Source organism: Pseudomonas sp. D3, from assembly GCF_029320995.1.
Taxonomy (GTDB): Bacteria; Pseudomonadota; Gammaproteobacteria; order Pseudomonadales; family Pseudomonadaceae; genus Aquipseudomonas; species Aquipseudomonas paraveronii.
The window spans coordinates 1882315-1897342 of sequence record NZ_CP119772.1; the positions used below are offsets into that span (position 1 = coordinate 1882315).

Here is a 15028-nt window from a genome sequence, read left to right on the forward strand (position 1 = left end):
GCCCGTCATCTCCAAACGTGGATAATCGGGAAATATGAGAGCTTTGGGGTGGCTCACTGGCTACCCCTGACTGGGAGAGGGACGAAGCGTTCTAGCGCCTCAGAGGGTCTGAAACCGCCTAGAAAAGACGGTTCTTGAGGGTGTTCCACCTTATGCTTCGGCGGCCTTCACCTCACGCTTGATCCGGTACACAGTAGCAACGCCACAGTCAGCCAGCTTGGCTACCTGATCAGCCGACATAGATGGGTGCTTGGCCATCAGAGCTACAACCTTGTCCCACATTGCAGCATTCTTTGATTTGCCTGCTGGCTTCCAGTCAGGATCAGCAGCTTTCTTGTTCTCCAGTCCTTGGAGGATGCGTTCCACGCGCTTTTCTTGATCAAGACGGGCCATCGTAGCCATGAGGTCCAACAACATGCTGTTGATGACTTCCATGATCTGCCCGGTGATACCTTTCTCTTCAACCATCATGTGACTAGTAGGCAAGTCTGCTATTACCAAACGCAGCCCCTTGGCCTTGATGGTGGCCTTCAATGTCTCCCAGTCAGCTTGGGAAAGACGACTCAAGCGGTCTACCGACTCACAGACGATGCAATCCCCAGCGTCGGCAGTGTTGAGCAGGCGCATCAGTTCAGGACGGTTCAGTTTCGTACCACTGATATTCTCTGCGTAGATTGCGGCTACGATCAAACCCTTCTCTGCGGCGAATGCCTCAAGGGAAGCTTTTGCACGATTGGCGTCTTGGTCCTTGGTGCTGGCTCGTAGGTAGAGATGGGCTTTCATGGCTGGCTATCCTTTATCATTCGATTTGATAGGTCTATGATAATACGATCATATAGCTATCTGAAAGAGTTATTTGATAGCTCCCGACCAAAGGTTATCGGACTACCAAACAAGTAGAGTCCTTTGATAGTGATTTGAGTTGAATCGAGCGAGGTAAAGGCGGGGAGGTTTCAGATATCAGCAAACAAGAACGATAGATCAACCTTCAAGGCGTCAGCGAGTGTTTGGATTGCGTCTAAGCTTGGATTGGCCCCGCCTGTCTCAATACGGCTCATGTAGGTTCTAGCGAACCCGCACCTGTCCGCGAAGGCTTCTTGAGTCATGCCGGTAGCAAGACGAAGCTCACGAATTCGATGGCCGAAGCGGTGACGTAGGGAAGGAGAAGGCATTCCCGTATCGTGGGCTGATGTGCTCTAATCGTGAACACACTAATCGTGACATTGACTGAATAGATCACCTGCTACTCAGTTACTAGATGAAGGAAAAAAAGGGATGAAGGACGGCATCATTAGACTTAACGATTACCTTTGTTACTTCGCCATTGTTGCCGTTGCATTTGCGGGTTACGGAATCTATGGCGAATGGGGGGCAATCGGTGGATTTATAGCTGGGGCGGTGATGGCTGGGTTCTGGCTTGTCCTGAGCGGAATTTATGACGAGCTGAAGAAAATCACTGCATCGAAGGGATTGCGTTAGTCAAGACACAAGGAATTGATTGATGGACAGTCAAGAAATTGAGCTTCGGCAAGACTCAGCAATGCTGATTCGCACAGATATGCGTTCAAAGAAGATTAGCCTCAAGGAAGCCAATGCAAAGCATCGTGAAATCACTAGCACCATAGCTACGCTAGGTGAAGAGTTAAAGCATGCGACCAATCGCTTAGATGAGCTCAAATCCGGTAGAGGAAAAAAGCTTGCTTCAGCACCTGACATAGAGGTTTTTGAATTTTGGCTGAGCATTCCCGGTTATAAAGGGAGTATTCAGAAGGCAAAAGCCGAAATGATAATGCACGGCAGTCTGCAACATGTCAGCAACGTCAGCAGTACCAGCAAGAGCGGGTTAGGTGGCGGCATTGTCGGCGGCTTAGTTTTCGGGCCGTTAGGGGCTGCTGCTGGCGTACTCGCGACGCGGAAAAACAAGGTCAGCACCCAAGTCCAGCAGGTAGACACGCGACAAGTGGAATTGCAAATCGCGGGACCTGGCTATGCTTGGTCCGTCTTGGCTCACTCTGGTTATGGGGATAAATTCCGGGAGCTTAGAGATTTGATTAACGCTTGTGGATCAAATCTCAAGAGAATTCAAGACTCCCTTCTCGAACAAGCTTCAGCCGTAAACCTTTTACAAGAAAAGTTGACCAAACAACAAGCGTATCTTCAAATCGCTGCCAAGGAAGCTGATGAGCGAAGCGTCGCTTATGAAATAACAAAAAAAGAGTTCACCAATACTCGATTACCGCTCTTCACGGATTTGAAATTTCGATGGCAATGTCTATCCGATTTCTGGCAATGGCTGGCAATATTAGGTGGTCCTGTCTTATTGGTAATACTTGCTGGGATAACCACGTATGCTCGCATCGCGGCTCAGCCTTGGCTTAGTCAAGCAATTGCTCTAGCGGTGGCGGATGTTCTGCTTTGGTGCGCTTTGTTCATAGTCTATCTGATCCGCTACCGTGTTTAATTATTCACAGGGGGATTAGAGGCGCCTGAGCATAAGTGAGCGCATATCCATCTACGAATGCGGGAAATGCCTCTGCATTCCATGGTCCGCCCACCGCATCACCATTAACGAATACGGCCCCATTTATCCAGCTCCGTGACATAGCAGTAAGCCCATAATATAAACCTACGGCTTCGCTGGGGGTGACCTCAGATTCTATCTGCACCGACCAGCGCCCGGACCTATCGAGATACTGCCAGCGCTCTCTAAGGGGCGAGAACGAGCCAATAGAAGGCTTTGTATTGCTGTCTGGGTTGTCTGCTGAACACTTTAATATGAACCAATAAAAATACGTCATTGGTTACGGCCTTGCAGCAATTTGATTCGAGCATCTAAAATTCTAAGCTGTGATTCCATATCGTTGTTCATCCGGTCGTGCTTTTCAGCAATGTTATTAATTTTTTGCTCTGTGTAGTTAACCAATGAATCCATTCTAGATCGAATCGCATCATCGTCAGTGTGATCAGCGCTTGCTGTGAGCAATGCAAACGTCAGTAATGACATACAGATAACACTGGCTAGAGCGAACAGCCCCAGAACAGCTATTGCGATGTTATTCAAACTTAAAAACCTTCTTATTTGTTATCGTTTTAACTTATTATTCCGCCAAGCGTTATAATGTAACATTATTGACGGAGGAATGCATCGTGCTAAACAGGTGGCGTCAATAATCCAACAAACATGCAGGGTGTAATGAAGAGGGGAGACTAATGCCTCCCATACTTCGGTTTTATCAATTCCTGCTTGCTTAATCCTGTTTAGGGAATCTCTTCAAAAGAATTTGCTTAGTAAGGTCTACGCTTTCAACGGGCCTGCTTGCCTCCAAAAGCAGGTCAATGTAGCTTTGTAGTTCCTCGTCTGACAGCTTCGCCTTGGCAGGTTCCGCCTTTAGCTCAGGAGTCTTCTTGGCGGCATTGCGGGCCATAGCACGCTCTAGCTGTTTATGGAATATGGTGTTGGAGACGATCATCACACAGCACCTTTTTCAGATGAAAGATTGGCAAAGAAGTCTTGTGCCTCTTTGGCTGCATCAGCGCGTAGCTTAGCCTCTTTATCTGCTTCTTTTTTAGCTTCCCGATCCTTTTGTGCCTGATAGAGCTGTTGTTCAAGAATTTGCTGTTGTTTAGCTTTCTCAAGTTCCAGTTCAGTAAGGTATGCATTCTCCGTCTCGGTTGCGACGTCCTTTAGCAAGTCATCAATGTTTTCTTTCACTAGGAAGATAGTGAAGCCAGCGGCTGTGCTAATAGGGTGATGCTCGGAAAGTACACGGCCTTCTACAAATAGCTTCTGTAGCTTTGGCATGAGAATAGCGGCGGGTTCGCTATAGCGGTCAACTGCGGTATACGAACGCATAAACATAAATTTTGCGTGCTCGATTCGTTTGTTCAGTACATCCTGATCGTATTTGAAACTGTTTAGGCTTACGTGAGGTTTGATATTGGTCATTAGTTATTTCCTTCTGTGGTTTAGATGCCGTTACGGCGTTGTGTAGGCAAGAGATTGCCTGTATCGCTCTTATTGCAAGAGCAGATTCTTTGGTGTTAATAGTCTGAGAGCCTTATAAATCAAGGCTTAGAGTGTGATGTAGGGATCAGTTGTACTATCTAGTGGGGTGTTCTTAGAAATCGCAGAAAATAGGCTCGATAAACTTTTTTATCCGGGGGTTGTTTGGGTTAGGGACGTAATCTTCCTCTATCTGAATATTGATCGTTGAATAATCATGTTCGTCTGTACATGTTTCGTATCCAAAGCTCTCAAAAATCGCAATTTCCCTATCGGCTTCACGAACTTTTTCAAGATATTCGTACTCTTGAATAGCACTACATACTCCCACAGCCAATATAGCTTTTTGTATCACCGGCACCTGAGAGTAGAAATTAGCGTACTGATCTCTAAATGCTGATTGCATGCTGCTATTGCTACGGCTGTAGTCAGGGGTCATTGCAGGAACGTGTAGATACTTGCGCAGAGTGTTCAAGATCATCTTTCTATCAAGCGGTGCTCCTTGCATAGTCTGGAAAGTCTGAAAGGCGATGAAATCTCGAAAGTCAGAGGCATCCATGCCTTCGCGTAGCTCTACAGGGTTCCAATGAGCGCCGTAAGGGCGATCTAGAATCGACGCTAGGCCATCTTGCTCGTCCTGCCTGCTTAGCCACGCTCCAGCCACGGTTAGCACGGGGATTAGGAAGGCCACGTCTTCTCTATGCTGACCTTGCGGTAGCTGCTCTGAGAGCCTTGCAGCCTCATCCAGCGCCACGACTATTGATCGCTTGGTAGAAAGATCCATCTGATAGACCTCTTTCTCTTCAAACGCTGCCCTGATCTTCCGCAATTCCGTCATGCCCATGCGCTCAAGCTTCGCTAGCGTGTGAACACAGCCCGTAACGTTCTTATGAATCCATTTGGCTAGTGATAGACGTTGACTCATGCGTATGGGGTTCACCTTGGCGTATTCAATCAGCACAGGGCCTAGATATCTCTGTACCTTGTCTAGCACTCTGGCGTCCGTCATATCATCTGGTATCAGCCATTTAGATTGGAGGTTGATCCGGTTTATGGACATTCCTACACCATCATAAAACTTAATGCTGTGTACCTGATTCGCTAGGCTGGGGCCTATGAAAAGGTTGTGTGGATGTAGCAAGCCTACAAAGTTAGAACCTCTTACCGGTTGGATGTGGCACAAGTGAAATTTAGATCGTTTCTTCTCAAAATCGAAGTCGTATGTTTTGTATTTGTAGTTACGGAGTTCGAAAAGTTGCTCAAGCGTTTCTACGGTGTGAGAATATAAGCACTCGACTGTACCCGCTCGTCTGACCTCTCTTGCAATCCAAAGCCACTCTTCTGATACCGGCAGTTTTACAACCCGCTTCTCTGCAAGCTTCTGACGTTTTGCTTTTGTATTGCTGATCTTTTGGGCGATTCTGCATTCTTCACTGCAAAACTTACTTTTGACCTGGGCTGTGACATACGGGTTATTGCAGTTTAAGCACGTTTTGTTTCTTTTGATGGTCATGTTCATCCTCACTAGGGGATTGTTGTTTTATTAGTTGCATAAGGTGAAACAATGCTACGTTAGCTGTATGCGTTGGTGATTCATGACCGTACATATCCATAAGCTTCAATAGCAATTCACTCGCCTCTTGGGAGAGGCTTACCTTTATCTTTGACATACTTATTACCTGTTGAATGGCTAGAGGCCTTGTTACATCAATGGTTGAGGGTGATGTGGGGATCAGTTGTACTATCTACCGCAGCTTACTAAACTCCTTCTTCAATTCTCGGTGAAGGAAGTATCGACGTACAACGGCTTGCACAGTCTTAGTGAAGCTTTCATAGTCGCGGGCTTCTTCTTCCAGTAAGGCAATCAAATCTAAGGGAAGAGCAATTCGAATTACTTTTGTGTCATGGCTGGCTTGTGTCATTTTTTAATTCCTTCTGCGATGTATTTATTTACCAGTTCGCTAACGCTGACATTTTGTCGCAAGCTGAGGCCTTGAAGAGCGGTAAGAAGGCTAAGCTCAATTAGCAATGTCTCTTTCGTGTAGCATTTATCGTTTATGTAGATGTCGTTTCTCATGTGAAAGCCTCTAAAACTTCTTGCAGGGACGCGTCAAACGTTTTGAGAGCATCAGGAGTCTTCATGGTTTTCAGGGTTGCATTAATTTGCTCTCTTACCTTTTTACGCAAACCGTAAATTCGGACTACACACAAATTGGAACAGTATTTATGGTTTGCGTTGGTGGGTTCAAAGTCGGTATCACATACTAAGCATTGGTTCATGGTTTTCTTCCTCGGCTGGTGTTTCATGGGGGGTTTCAAGTTCTGTCTTGTACAGTGAGATGATTTCATTCGTGCTCAGACCAAGCTTGACTCTTCGTTTATGCATTTTCGAGTGACAGAGGTTTGAGCAAGCGTACTTGTTGTTCCTTGCGCACTTCATAAGGGAGTGACAAACAATGCAGGGCCTAATTGTTATAGGCATGGGTATATCTCCAAAGGGGATTGGTGAACTAAATTGTGGGTGGAATAAAAGATTTAAATCAAAAACAAACACAAGACGGGCTAGATTTCTAGCGCGAATTGTGTTTGAAGCTTCAGGAGGTTTTTTAATTGACAGCTATTGTAAAGAAGGAAAACAATAACCGCCTACACTGACCTAATGAGGAAACTCTAATAACACCATTAGGTCGAATGTTTTTTACGAGGGGGTATGCGAGAGGGTAAAGCAGATTAGCTATCAACGAGAGAAGCAGATTTTTTCATCTCTGTTTTCTTCCCTTTCTTATCTTATTATACTAAATAAAACTCGATTTTGTACAGATACAGTTAAACAAAGTTGAATTTATATTACCAGTACAGTTTGGCATGAGTATCTAAATTGTTTGGATGGAAGCTTGGATTTGGTAAAAGCTACCAGTCCATAAAGAATATCAAACTTAAGGCTTAATTGCTTATCTAAGTGCGACAACTAGTTGCATATGTACGACAACTTAATGTTGTATTTAAATTAATGTGTGTATGTTAGAGATTGTAGAGGTCATATGTTATTAATCTATTGTTATAAATACTCTGCACTGAGTTCAGAAAATTGGTAGAACTTCCCCGAGGGATCAGGAAATACTCAAAAAGAGCAGAGCCTTAATCTCCAAGGTCTACACAATCTTCTGACTCAATGCTACAGGCTAGGCCTGCTCTGCACTTGAGACGAGAATGATCACAGCTTATAGGCTGTACCTAACAGAAGGTTAGGCGGTAGTCCGGCTCCCTGATTGACATAACAAGCTCAATCACCCGCAGCCTCACCGGAACCGACTTGCGTCGGCAACTTCATGCATGCACCGTCATGCTTTGTAACGGCGACTGTAAACCACTTCTTGAGGACAAGTATCTAGCCAAACCACGAGAAGGCCCACTAACGAAAGAAAAACGAGCGAGGTTATCTATTCTACGGCATTAAGCAAATTGTGGGAATGAAACAGTGTAAATAAAGTTTAGGCGGAAGAACTAGCCTTCAAAACGTCGTTAACCTCAAAACCAACCACGGACACGGGTTTAAGCCGGAAACGCCTCCAACTCTCAAAAATTCCCCCGAAATACCGTGATCGCATACGTTTAAATACACCGCCCTTGCTCTATTTCGTGACGATCTGCCCAGTATCAATTGCAAAAAGCTTTGATGGAGGTATCAGGTCAAATCAAAATTGTACGAGAGTAGCTGAATCACTTTGGCCTTTTGTTCAAGGCTTGGCCCTGCCGAATATAGGTCGAAGGTGATCATTCCGGTTTCATGACCAAACAATGCAGGCATCACCGACACATCTGCTCCAGCCCGATGCACCTCAGTGATTGCGGTTTTACGAATTGAGTGCAGCACAAATGATTTATCAAATTTTGCAGCAGTCTTTAGACGTCCAAAGCGTTTTCCTACAGCATCAAGTCGATTGCCATATTTATTGGTTTCCCCAAGCGCTCGACCTTTTAGCAGGTAGCCGTCTTCTGATGCATCTAGTAGAGACTGGACAAGCGGGGCAAGGGCGGTATGAATCGGAACCTCACGGACACCGGCCTCTGTTTTGCTCTCTAAAATTGAGAATGCAATCGGTACGCCATTTTTGAGGGTGATGGTGTCGCGGTGGACTCTGCCTATCTCCTCAAGCCTTGCCCCCGTGTAGGCTGCTAGAACAATCAGGTCAGCCAGCGGCTTGTCTTCCTTCTCCAAGGCAGCAGCATGCAATCGCTCCACGTCCTTGCGAGTGAACACAGCCCAACTGACAGACTCTCCTTTGACTACAGGGAGGTCGTGTTTCTCAAACGGGGAGGGCTGGCCTTTGTACTGCTGGCGCCAGTCCTCATCGTATTTGATGGCCCATTTCCAGAACGTGTTGCCTGCCCATATGTGCTGCTTCTTGGTCTTGGATGTGAGCGGTACACCTTTAGTGTCTGTGAGCTGATCCAGATAGGCAGACACAAGGTCAAAGCTGATGGGTAGCCCTTGCTGGCGTACATAGGCACTGAATAGCTCTACGCGCTTCACTAAGGTGTCGATGGTCTTGGGATCTTTGCCAACCTTCTCAAGAAACGCCCTCAGCTTCAGCACGCGGGCTGGAGTGATGGGTGATTTGGGCTTATAGCTTTGAGGATCGGTGGCAAGCTCCTGCATGTCCTGACGCTCATCCGGCGATAGGTCGTAATACTCGGCTGTGATCTCCATATGCAGCTTCGTGAAGGCGTCAGAAATCTTTGCTCCAAGGTCAGCGCCTTGTCCGGGCGTGAGCTTTTGGCTCAAACCCTCTAGGGAAACTCTGAAAAAGACTTCCAACTCTGGTGAAATACGCCTGTCCCACGAACTGAACGGTTGAGCCCCGATGAAGCAAATGTCTTTCGCTGATGCCGAGTACGCAGGCAAACGTAAGCAGACCCGCCGCGAGCGTTTCCTGATTGAGATGGATCAGGTTGTGCCCTGGAAAGGTCTGATTGCGTTGATCGAGCCGTACTATCCGAAGGGCGAAGGCGGTCGTCCGGCGTATCCGTTGATGGCCATGCTTCGGGTTCATCTGATGCAAAACTGGTTCGGCTACAGCGACCCGGCGATGGAAGAGTCCCTCTACGAAACCACGATTCTGCGCCAGTTTGCCGGGCTGCATTTGGATCGGATTCCGGATGAAACCACGATCCTCAACTTCCGCCGGCTGTTGGAAAAGCATGAGCTGGCCGGTGGTATTTTGCAGGTCATCAACGGCTATTTGTGTGATCGTGGTTTGCTGCTGCGCCAAGGTACAGTGGTCGATGCGACGATCATTCATGCACCCAGTTCGACCAAGAACGAGGACGGTAAACGCGACCCTGAAATGCACCAGACCAAGAAAGGAAATCAGTACTTTTTTGGGATGAAATCGCACATCGGTGTCGATGCGGAATCCGGTTTGGTGCATAGCGTAGTGGGCACGGCGGCGAATGTGGCGGACGTGACCCAGGTCGACCAGTTGCTGCATGGCGAGGAAACTTACGTCTCTGGCGATGCCGGTTACACCGGTGTAGAAAAGCGTCCCGAGCATCAGGATCGCGAGATGATCTGGTCGATTGCCGCGCGCCCAAGCAGCTATAAGAAGCATGCAAAAAAGAGCCTGATCGGTCGTGTGCGCCGCAAAATCGAATACGCGAAAGCACAAGTACGAGCCAAGGTTGAGCATCCATTCCGGGTAATCAAGCGCCAGTTTGGTTATACGAAAGTCCGCTTCCGAGGCTTGGTTAAAAACACTGCGCAGCAGACCACACTGTTTGCCTTGTCGAACCTGTGGATGATGCGAAAACGGCTGTTGAATGCAGGCGAGGTGCGCCTGTGATGCGGACAATGAGCCTTGAAAAGGTGCTATCTCGCAAAAAAACGCGAACTGAGAGGAGGAAAGGCCTGATTTCCGAGCAAGTCGGCGTTTTTTGAACCTAAAACAGCGAGGCCGTTAAAAACGGCTGCTTACTTCAGACCTTCCCTAGGTATTCGTGGTAGGTCGCTATAAATGCTTTGACCGGACCTTCCATGCCACCGTCATAGAGTTCCTGAAGGATGGGAGCTAGCGATTCTGTGTAAGCCAGGATGTCATGGGGTGAAGTGGTGGCATCCTTAGAGCGGGGCATAAATAATGTAGGCAACCACTTTTCCTTATTGCTCTGGTTCCGCCGCGTTAGATCCTGAACTTTCTCTTTCCATTCATCCCGCTCCGATAGCTTCTTGTCTCTGGCAGCGTTGATATCTGCTTTCCATCTGGCGAGCCAAGCTAGGCGGCGTTCCATGGCTTCAGAGCGCAGGCCTGTCTTCAGCGATTGGATTAGCACCCTGCGATTATCGAAGGCCAACTGCACGTCTTTAGGGATATCGAGACGAACATACCAAGTGGATTCGCCTTTCTTTTGGAAAATATGGTCTGCCATGAATCGCCCTCAGATGAGAGCTGAATTCTACTACTATTTTCTACTACTATACGAGCTTAAGGCCTTGTAGTGCCGTGGTTGCTGGGGTTGGTAGGTGGTTTTCGAGAGTCCCTATCTCTCCGCCATTATTTGAAGAGCCCCGCAGATCAAGGTCTGCGGGGCTTTTTCGTTTCTGGATTGTACTGCTCGGTTGTACTGCTCAAATCCCCTTGCCGCACTCCAAACCCTTCGCTACGCCCTCGATTTCCAATCAACTGATAACCAGGGCGTCTTCAGGCTCCACCAGTGAGTTCGCCTGCTAATGGCGGGCAATTGGAGCGCAGCTCTGCAATCTGCTTCAGCGTACCCTGGGGTTGACTACATTCGGCCAAAAGAGGCAAGGACGCTTCCAGCGTTTAGCCACGATGTACCGGGTTGTGCATTAGAGAAGCCTTACGAAGGCTGAATTTGAATCAGCACTCGACATTGAATTTTTGACATGCCACGCACAGTTCAATTGTCTTTAAGCCAATCATCTATGTGCGAATGATGCATGGGGTGCGAAAAGTAATACCCTTGGACAAAAAAGCAACCTAAGCTAATCAAGGTTTCCAATTCCTCGCGAGTTTCAACGCCCTCGGCTATACATTCCAGTTGCATGTCACTGCTCAAAGCAACTAAAGACTTTACAATTTTGTAGCTGGTGGGGTTTTCATCAATGCCAGCAACAAAGGTTCGATCTATTTTTATTTTGGTGAGAACCAGCGAAAGTAGTTGGCTAAGGCTAGAGTATCCAGTACCGAAATCGTCAAGGGCAACTCCGCAACCTAGCCGACAGAACCTGTCAATAGTATGTTGTACCTTAACAACATCCTGCATGATCGCTGTTTCGGTTATTTCCAGGTCAAGTCGCCTGGCGTCGAAATGGCTGGCTTTAATTATTTCGATTATTTGTCCGGCGATTTCGTCTGAAGCGCAGTCGTGTGTGGACAAATTAAAAGAAAGGCAAATGTGGCGGGGCCAATCAGAGGCAATCAGCAATGCCTTGCCGAGCAGGTGAATGGTCAGGCGATTTATTAAGCCGATCCGCTCGGCAATCGGAATGAATTGGCCGGGAGGGACGTCACCTAGCGCTGGGCTGCTCCAGCGTGCCAATGCCTCGAACGCGACAGTCCGCCGGCTACGCAAATCAATCACTGGCTGAAAAACCAGGCTGAATTCGTGCTCAATATCGACCTGACGCAACGCCTGTTCGATCATGCCTTGTCGTGTCAGTTGTTGATTGTGGGAAGGTGTGAGCATGAGCGTGAACCCCCCAGTTACCCAACCATAGGCAATAGGAGCGGTATTTTTTGACCGATAACGACAAATAAGTTCTTGCTGCTTCTCAGGCTCGGATACCTGCAGGCACCAAAAATCAATCGCATTTTCCTGCAGGCATAATTTTCGGCGTCCATGGGAAAATTCCTTAGCAATTCAACATCGTTCAGATAGTCAAAAAATGACTATACTGAAATTGGCTATAAATTAATAGTAATCTAGCCTTTTTATGATCTTCCTGGGGGGATGATTAGGTGTAAGTATTTGATTTTAAGTGATATTTACTATGAAGCAAAATGCCACCATCAGTATAGGCAAGCGAATCAAGCACTTACGACTAGACAATAAATGTACACAGGCCGCCCTTGCCGAAGCATTGGGGTGCGAGTCGATGACAGTGAGTCGTTACGAGAGAGGCGAATACGCCCCTAGCATCGAAATGTTGGAGCGAATTGCTGACGTCCTAGGCGTGGGACTGGAGGCTTTTTTCCCGAACCGGGATCACGCTGAACCAACAACCGCGAACCTTCGCCATTGCCTATGCGACATTGCCTATCAGGCAGATGAAACGTCGCTGAAAGAAATTCTTGGAGCCGCAAAACGGATCCTAAAAAATCGAGTGCAATAGACGTACTCGGTTCAATTCACCTAATAGCGAATACGCTCTTTTCAAGTTTGATCTTGGCAGGTGTGATAGATGTCATTAATTTGCAAAGCAAAGAGCAATTGTCTCAACGAACAGAACTTGCATTGACGCGGAAGGAACTTACAAAATTCACCGAAGCCCAGCATGAGCAAGCCAAAGTTCTATTGGGCTCCCCTGCGAGAACCGTCTGGTCTCTCCGTCAGGTAAATCGCTAAATACCTCCGACTATCGCACCAGACGTGCCAAAAGACTGTCGATAAACACCGTTTCCGCCCGACTCATCTTCTGCTCCCGGTGCCACAACACATGGATATCCACATCCGCAATCCCCTCATCCGGCGGCAAGCGCCAGAGCAGTCCGTTCTGCACATCTTCCGCCACCACGTGAATCGGCAGGCAGCCCAGGCCAAACCCGGCAATCACCAGACGGCGCACTTCTTCCAGGCTGGATGACGACGCCACGATCCGCCCGCTGAAGCCCTGTTGGTCACGGAATATCGTCAATGGCGAGAGCATCCCGCCGATCTGGTCACTGGTAAAACTGACGAAGTTTTCCGACTGCAAATCCCTTTCGGCCAAGCCGTGACGCCCGAACAGTGGGTGGTGTTTTCCGCAGAAAAAACCATAACGTTGGTGCAGGAACAGATGTTGTTCCAGGCGCGGCTGTGGCCGGCGGTTGAGGCTCAGGCCCAAAGTGGCGGTTTTTTCCAGCAGGGCAGCGACGATGTCGGAGCTGCGCATCACCTCAACGTCCAGGTCGACCCGAGGATGTTCGCGGTGAAAGTCGGCCAGAAAGTCATCGAAAGTGTCGGAGTTGATGCGGCTGATCATCAGCAGGCGCACCTTGCCGATCACCTCATCGCCGGGTTTTTGCAGGGCGTTGCTCATCTGCGAGACCTGGCCGTACATCTCGCCGGCGATGGCGAAGATCTGTTCGCCAGCCTCGGTCAGTACGAAGCGCGGGCCACGGCGCGCGATGAGTTGGCAGTCGAGTTGCTCTTCCAGGCGTTTGAGGGCCTGGCTGATGGCTGGCTGGGTCAAGTGCAGACGCGCGGCAGCGCGGCTGATGCTCAGTTCCTGGCCGATGACGCGGAAGGTGCGCAGCAGGTTCCAGTCCAGGCGGTCGTTGAGCAACGGATGAATATCGCGGCGGGTTTCGGGCATGGCGCGGCTCAATAATAAGCAGGGTTTATAATTGGAATAATAAATAGAAAATTGACTAATTATAGACCGGCGACGATAAATCACCCTCAACAAGCACCATCAGAGCGCATGCGTTCGACCTTTCTCCTGCCAAAAAAATAACCAAAGGAGCCAGCCCCATGAAGCCTTCCGCTTCGCCCCAGCCTCGCCGCGCTGCGGCCGCCGCGTTCATCGGCACGATGATCGAGTGGTACGACTTTTACATCTACGCCACCGCCGCCGCGCTGGTGTTCGGTCAGCTGTTTTTCCCTTCCGAAGATAAATTGTTCAGCACCATGGCTGCGTTCGGCACCTTTGCCGTGGGTTTTTTCGCGCGACCGTTGGGCGGCATTGTGTTCGGGCATATCGGCGATCGGATCGGGCGCAAGAAGTCGCTGGTGATCACGCTGGTCATGATGGGCGTGGTCACCGTGTGCATCGGGCTGTTGCCGACCTACACGCAGATCGGCGTCGCGGCGCCGGTCCTGCTGGTCTTGTTGCGCATCGTGCAGGGCATTGCCGTCGGTGGCGAGTGGGGTGGGGCGGTGTTGATGGCCGGCGAGCATGCCCCAAAGGGGCGGCGTAACTTCTTTGCCTCCTTTGCCCAGTTGGGTAGCCCGGCGGGGTTGATCCTATCGCTGCTGGCGTTCAGCGCGGTGACCCGTTTGCCCGAAGAAGACCTGCTCAGTTGGGGCTGGCGCCTGCCGTTCCTGGCCAGTGCCTTGCTGTTGATCGTTGGCCTGGTGATTCGCCTGGGGGTGAACGAGTCGCCTGAGTTCCTCGAAGACAAAGCCTTGGCCGAAAAGGCGCGGGTGCTCAAGCCGGACCAGGCCCCGGTGATCGAAGTACTGAAAACCGCCTGGCGCCCGCTGCTGCTGTGTATCGGTGCCAACACCCTGGGCATCGCCGGCGTGTATTTCACCAACACCTTCATGATTGCCTACAGCACTCAGCAATTGGGCCTACCACGTTCGTTGATTTTGGAATGTCTGTTCGTGGTCGCCATCATCCAGTTCTGCGTGCAGCCCCTGGCGGCCTGGGTCGCGGAGAAGGTCGGCGCCACGCGTTTTCTCTGCGCGATGACAGTGCTGGCGATGGCGTCACCTTACCCAATGTTCGCGCTGGTCAGCAGCGGCCAGGCGCCGTTGATCATCCTCGGCATCGCCCTGGCGGTGGTGTGCATGGCCTCGTTTTATGCGGTGATCGCAGGCTTTGTCAGCGGCCTGTTTGAAACCCGCGTGCGCTACACCGCGATTTCCCTGGCCTATCAGGTGTGCGGTGCGCTGGCTGGTGGCCTGACGCCGTTGATCGGCACCTGGCTGGCCCACGAATACCAAGGCCAATGGTGGCCGATGGCAGTGTTTTACAGCCTGATCGCGGCGGTCTCGCTGGTGTGCGTATTGGCCTTGTCGCGCCGCCACGCCACCGCCCACCGCCTGGAAATGGCCCCCAGCGTTTAATGGAGCGGGTGC

The 15028-nt window shown here is 49.5% G+C and carries 14 protein-coding genes and 1 pseudogene; 4 read left to right on the top strand and 11 right to left on the bottom strand.

Annotated elements, in window-relative coordinates:
• Nucleotides 1-150 precede the first annotated feature (150 nt).
• Complete coding sequence (locus P3S72_RS08550) at nucleotides 151-783, bottom strand: recombinase family protein (protein ID WP_276196976.1); 633 nt, start codon at nucleotides 781-783, stop codon at nucleotides 151-153.
• A gap of 170 nt (nucleotides 784-953) precedes the next feature.
• Nucleotides 954-1172: a helix-turn-helix transcriptional regulator gene (locus P3S72_RS08555; protein ID WP_346429963.1), complete on the bottom strand. Its 219-nt coding sequence runs from the start codon at nucleotides 1170-1172 to the stop codon at nucleotides 954-956.
• A gap of 103 nt (nucleotides 1173-1275) precedes the next feature.
• Here P3S72_RS08555 and P3S72_RS08560 point away from each other — a divergent pair, with 103 nt between their 5' ends.
• Nucleotides 1276-1479, top strand: a complete 204-nt coding sequence (locus P3S72_RS08560) for a hypothetical protein (RefSeq protein WP_207044686.1) — start codon at nucleotides 1276-1278, stop codon at nucleotides 1477-1479.
• A 22-nt stretch (nucleotides 1480-1501) separates the two neighbouring features.
• Nucleotides 1502-2461 (top strand): hypothetical protein, encoded by a 960-nt coding sequence (locus P3S72_RS08565; protein WP_276196977.1) that lies wholly within the window; start codon nucleotides 1502-1504, stop codon nucleotides 2459-2461.
• 333 nt (nucleotides 2462-2794) lie between these two features.
• Here the strand turns inward: P3S72_RS08565 and P3S72_RS08570 are convergent, their stop codons facing one another.
• From P3S72_RS08570 to P3S72_RS08595, 6 genes are all read right to left on the bottom strand, one after another.
• Complete coding sequence (locus P3S72_RS08570) at nucleotides 2795-3061, bottom strand: hypothetical protein (RefSeq protein WP_276196978.1); 267 nt, start codon at nucleotides 3059-3061, stop codon at nucleotides 2795-2797.
• 187 nt (nucleotides 3062-3248) lie between these two features.
• Nucleotides 3249-3470, bottom strand: a complete 222-nt coding sequence (locus P3S72_RS08575; protein ID WP_276196979.1) for a hypothetical protein — start codon at nucleotides 3468-3470, stop codon at nucleotides 3249-3251.
• Entirely contained in the window at nucleotides 3470-3946 is a 477-nt protein-coding gene (locus P3S72_RS08580) for a hypothetical protein (RefSeq protein WP_276196980.1), read from the bottom strand. The genes P3S72_RS08575 and P3S72_RS08580 overlap by 1 nt, the downstream gene beginning before the upstream one ends.
• 172 nt (nucleotides 3947-4118) lie before the next feature.
• Nucleotides 4119-5516, bottom strand: a complete 1398-nt coding sequence (locus P3S72_RS08585; RefSeq protein ID WP_276196981.1) for a hypothetical protein — start codon at nucleotides 5514-5516, stop codon at nucleotides 4119-4121.
• Between the two features lie 232 nt (nucleotides 5517-5748).
• Nucleotides 5749-5925 carry a hypothetical protein gene (locus tag P3S72_RS08590; protein WP_276196982.1) on the bottom strand — a complete coding sequence of 59 codons (177 nt, stop codon included), beginning with the start codon at nucleotides 5923-5925 and terminating at the stop codon, nucleotides 5749-5751.
• Between the two features lie 1763 nt (nucleotides 5926-7688).
• Nucleotides 7689-8714 (bottom strand): tyrosine-type recombinase/integrase, encoded by a 1026-nt coding sequence (locus tag P3S72_RS08595; protein ID WP_276196983.1) that lies wholly within the window; start codon nucleotides 8712-8714, stop codon nucleotides 7689-7691.
• A 154-nt stretch (nucleotides 8715-8868) separates the two neighbouring features.
• Here P3S72_RS08595 and P3S72_RS08600 point away from each other — a divergent pair, with 154 nt between their 5' ends.
• On the top strand, nucleotides 8869-9846 hold the full coding sequence (locus P3S72_RS08600; protein WP_250690870.1) for an IS5 family transposase: 978 nt from the start codon (nucleotides 8869-8871) through the stop codon (nucleotides 9844-9846).
• Between the two features lie 133 nt (nucleotides 9847-9979).
• On the opposite strand, the gene P3S72_RS08605 is transcribed toward P3S72_RS08600, so the two are convergent.
• The 3 genes and pseudogenes from P3S72_RS08605 to P3S72_RS08615 all read right to left on the bottom strand — a co-directional run bounded on the left by P3S72_RS08605 (nucleotide 9980) and on the right by P3S72_RS08615 (nucleotide 13538).
• The gene (locus P3S72_RS08605; RefSeq protein WP_276196984.1) at nucleotides 9980-10429 is read right to left on the bottom strand and encodes a DUF6538 domain-containing protein; all 450 of its coding nucleotides are present in this window, start codon (nucleotides 10427-10429) and stop codon (nucleotides 9980-9982) included.
• Between the two features lie 492 nt (nucleotides 10430-10921).
• Nucleotides 10922-11722: pseudogene (locus P3S72_RS08610) on the bottom strand (EAL domain-containing protein); the annotation flags it as partial.
• 877 nt (nucleotides 11723-12599) lie between these two features.
• The gene (locus P3S72_RS08615) at nucleotides 12600-13538 is read right to left on the bottom strand and encodes a LysR family transcriptional regulator (protein WP_276196985.1); all 939 of its coding nucleotides are present in this window, start codon (nucleotides 13536-13538) and stop codon (nucleotides 12600-12602) included.
• A gap of 158 nt (nucleotides 13539-13696) precedes the next feature.
• Here P3S72_RS08615 and P3S72_RS08620 point away from each other — a divergent pair, with 158 nt between their 5' ends.
• Nucleotides 13697-15016, top strand: a complete 1320-nt coding sequence (locus P3S72_RS08620) for an MFS transporter (protein WP_276196986.1) — start codon at nucleotides 13697-13699, stop codon at nucleotides 15014-15016.
• The last annotated feature ends 12 nt before the right edge of the window (nucleotides 15017-15028 follow it).

Coding starts and splice junctions, on each gene's coding strand:
- P3S72_RS08590 (WP_276196982.1), bottom strand. CDS start 5,925: ATGACACAAGCCAGCCATGACACAAAAGTAATTCGAATTGCTCTTCCC.
- P3S72_RS08620 (WP_276196986.1), top strand. CDS start 13,697: ATGAAGCCTTCCGCTTCGCCCCAGCCTCGCCGCGCTGCGGCCGCCGCG.
- P3S72_RS08615 (WP_276196985.1), bottom strand. CDS start 13,538: ATGCCCGAAACCCGCCGCGATATTCATCCGTTGCTCAACGACCGCCTG.
- P3S72_RS08580 (WP_276196980.1), bottom strand. CDS start 3,946: ATGACCAATATCAAACCTCACGTAAGCCTAAACAGTTTCAAATACGAT.
- P3S72_RS08555 (WP_346429963.1), bottom strand. CDS start 1,172: ATGCCTTCTCCTTCCCTACGTCACCGCTTCGGCCATCGAATTCGTGAG.
- P3S72_RS08575 (WP_276196979.1), bottom strand. CDS start 3,470: ATGATCGTCTCCAACACCATATTCCATAAACAGCTAGAGCGTGCTATG.
- P3S72_RS08550 (WP_276196976.1), bottom strand. CDS start 783: ATGAAAGCCCATCTCTACCTACGAGCCAGCACCAAGGACCAAGACGCC.
- P3S72_RS08560 (WP_207044686.1), top strand. CDS start 1,276: ATGAAGGACGGCATCATTAGACTTAACGATTACCTTTGTTACTTCGCC.
- P3S72_RS08605 (WP_276196984.1), bottom strand. CDS start 10,429: ATGGCAGACCATATTTTCCAAAAGAAAGGCGAATCCACTTGGTATGTT.
- P3S72_RS08600 (WP_250690870.1), top strand. CDS start 8,869: ATGAAGCAAATGTCTTTCGCTGATGCCGAGTACGCAGGCAAACGTAAG.
- P3S72_RS08595 (WP_276196983.1), bottom strand. CDS start 8,714: ATGGAGATCACAGCCGAGTATTACGACCTATCGCCGGATGAGCGTCAG.
- P3S72_RS08585 (WP_276196981.1), bottom strand. CDS start 5,516: ATGACCATCAAAAGAAACAAAACGTGCTTAAACTGCAATAACCCGTAT.
- P3S72_RS08565 (WP_276196977.1), top strand. CDS start 1,502: ATGGACAGTCAAGAAATTGAGCTTCGGCAAGACTCAGCAATGCTGATT.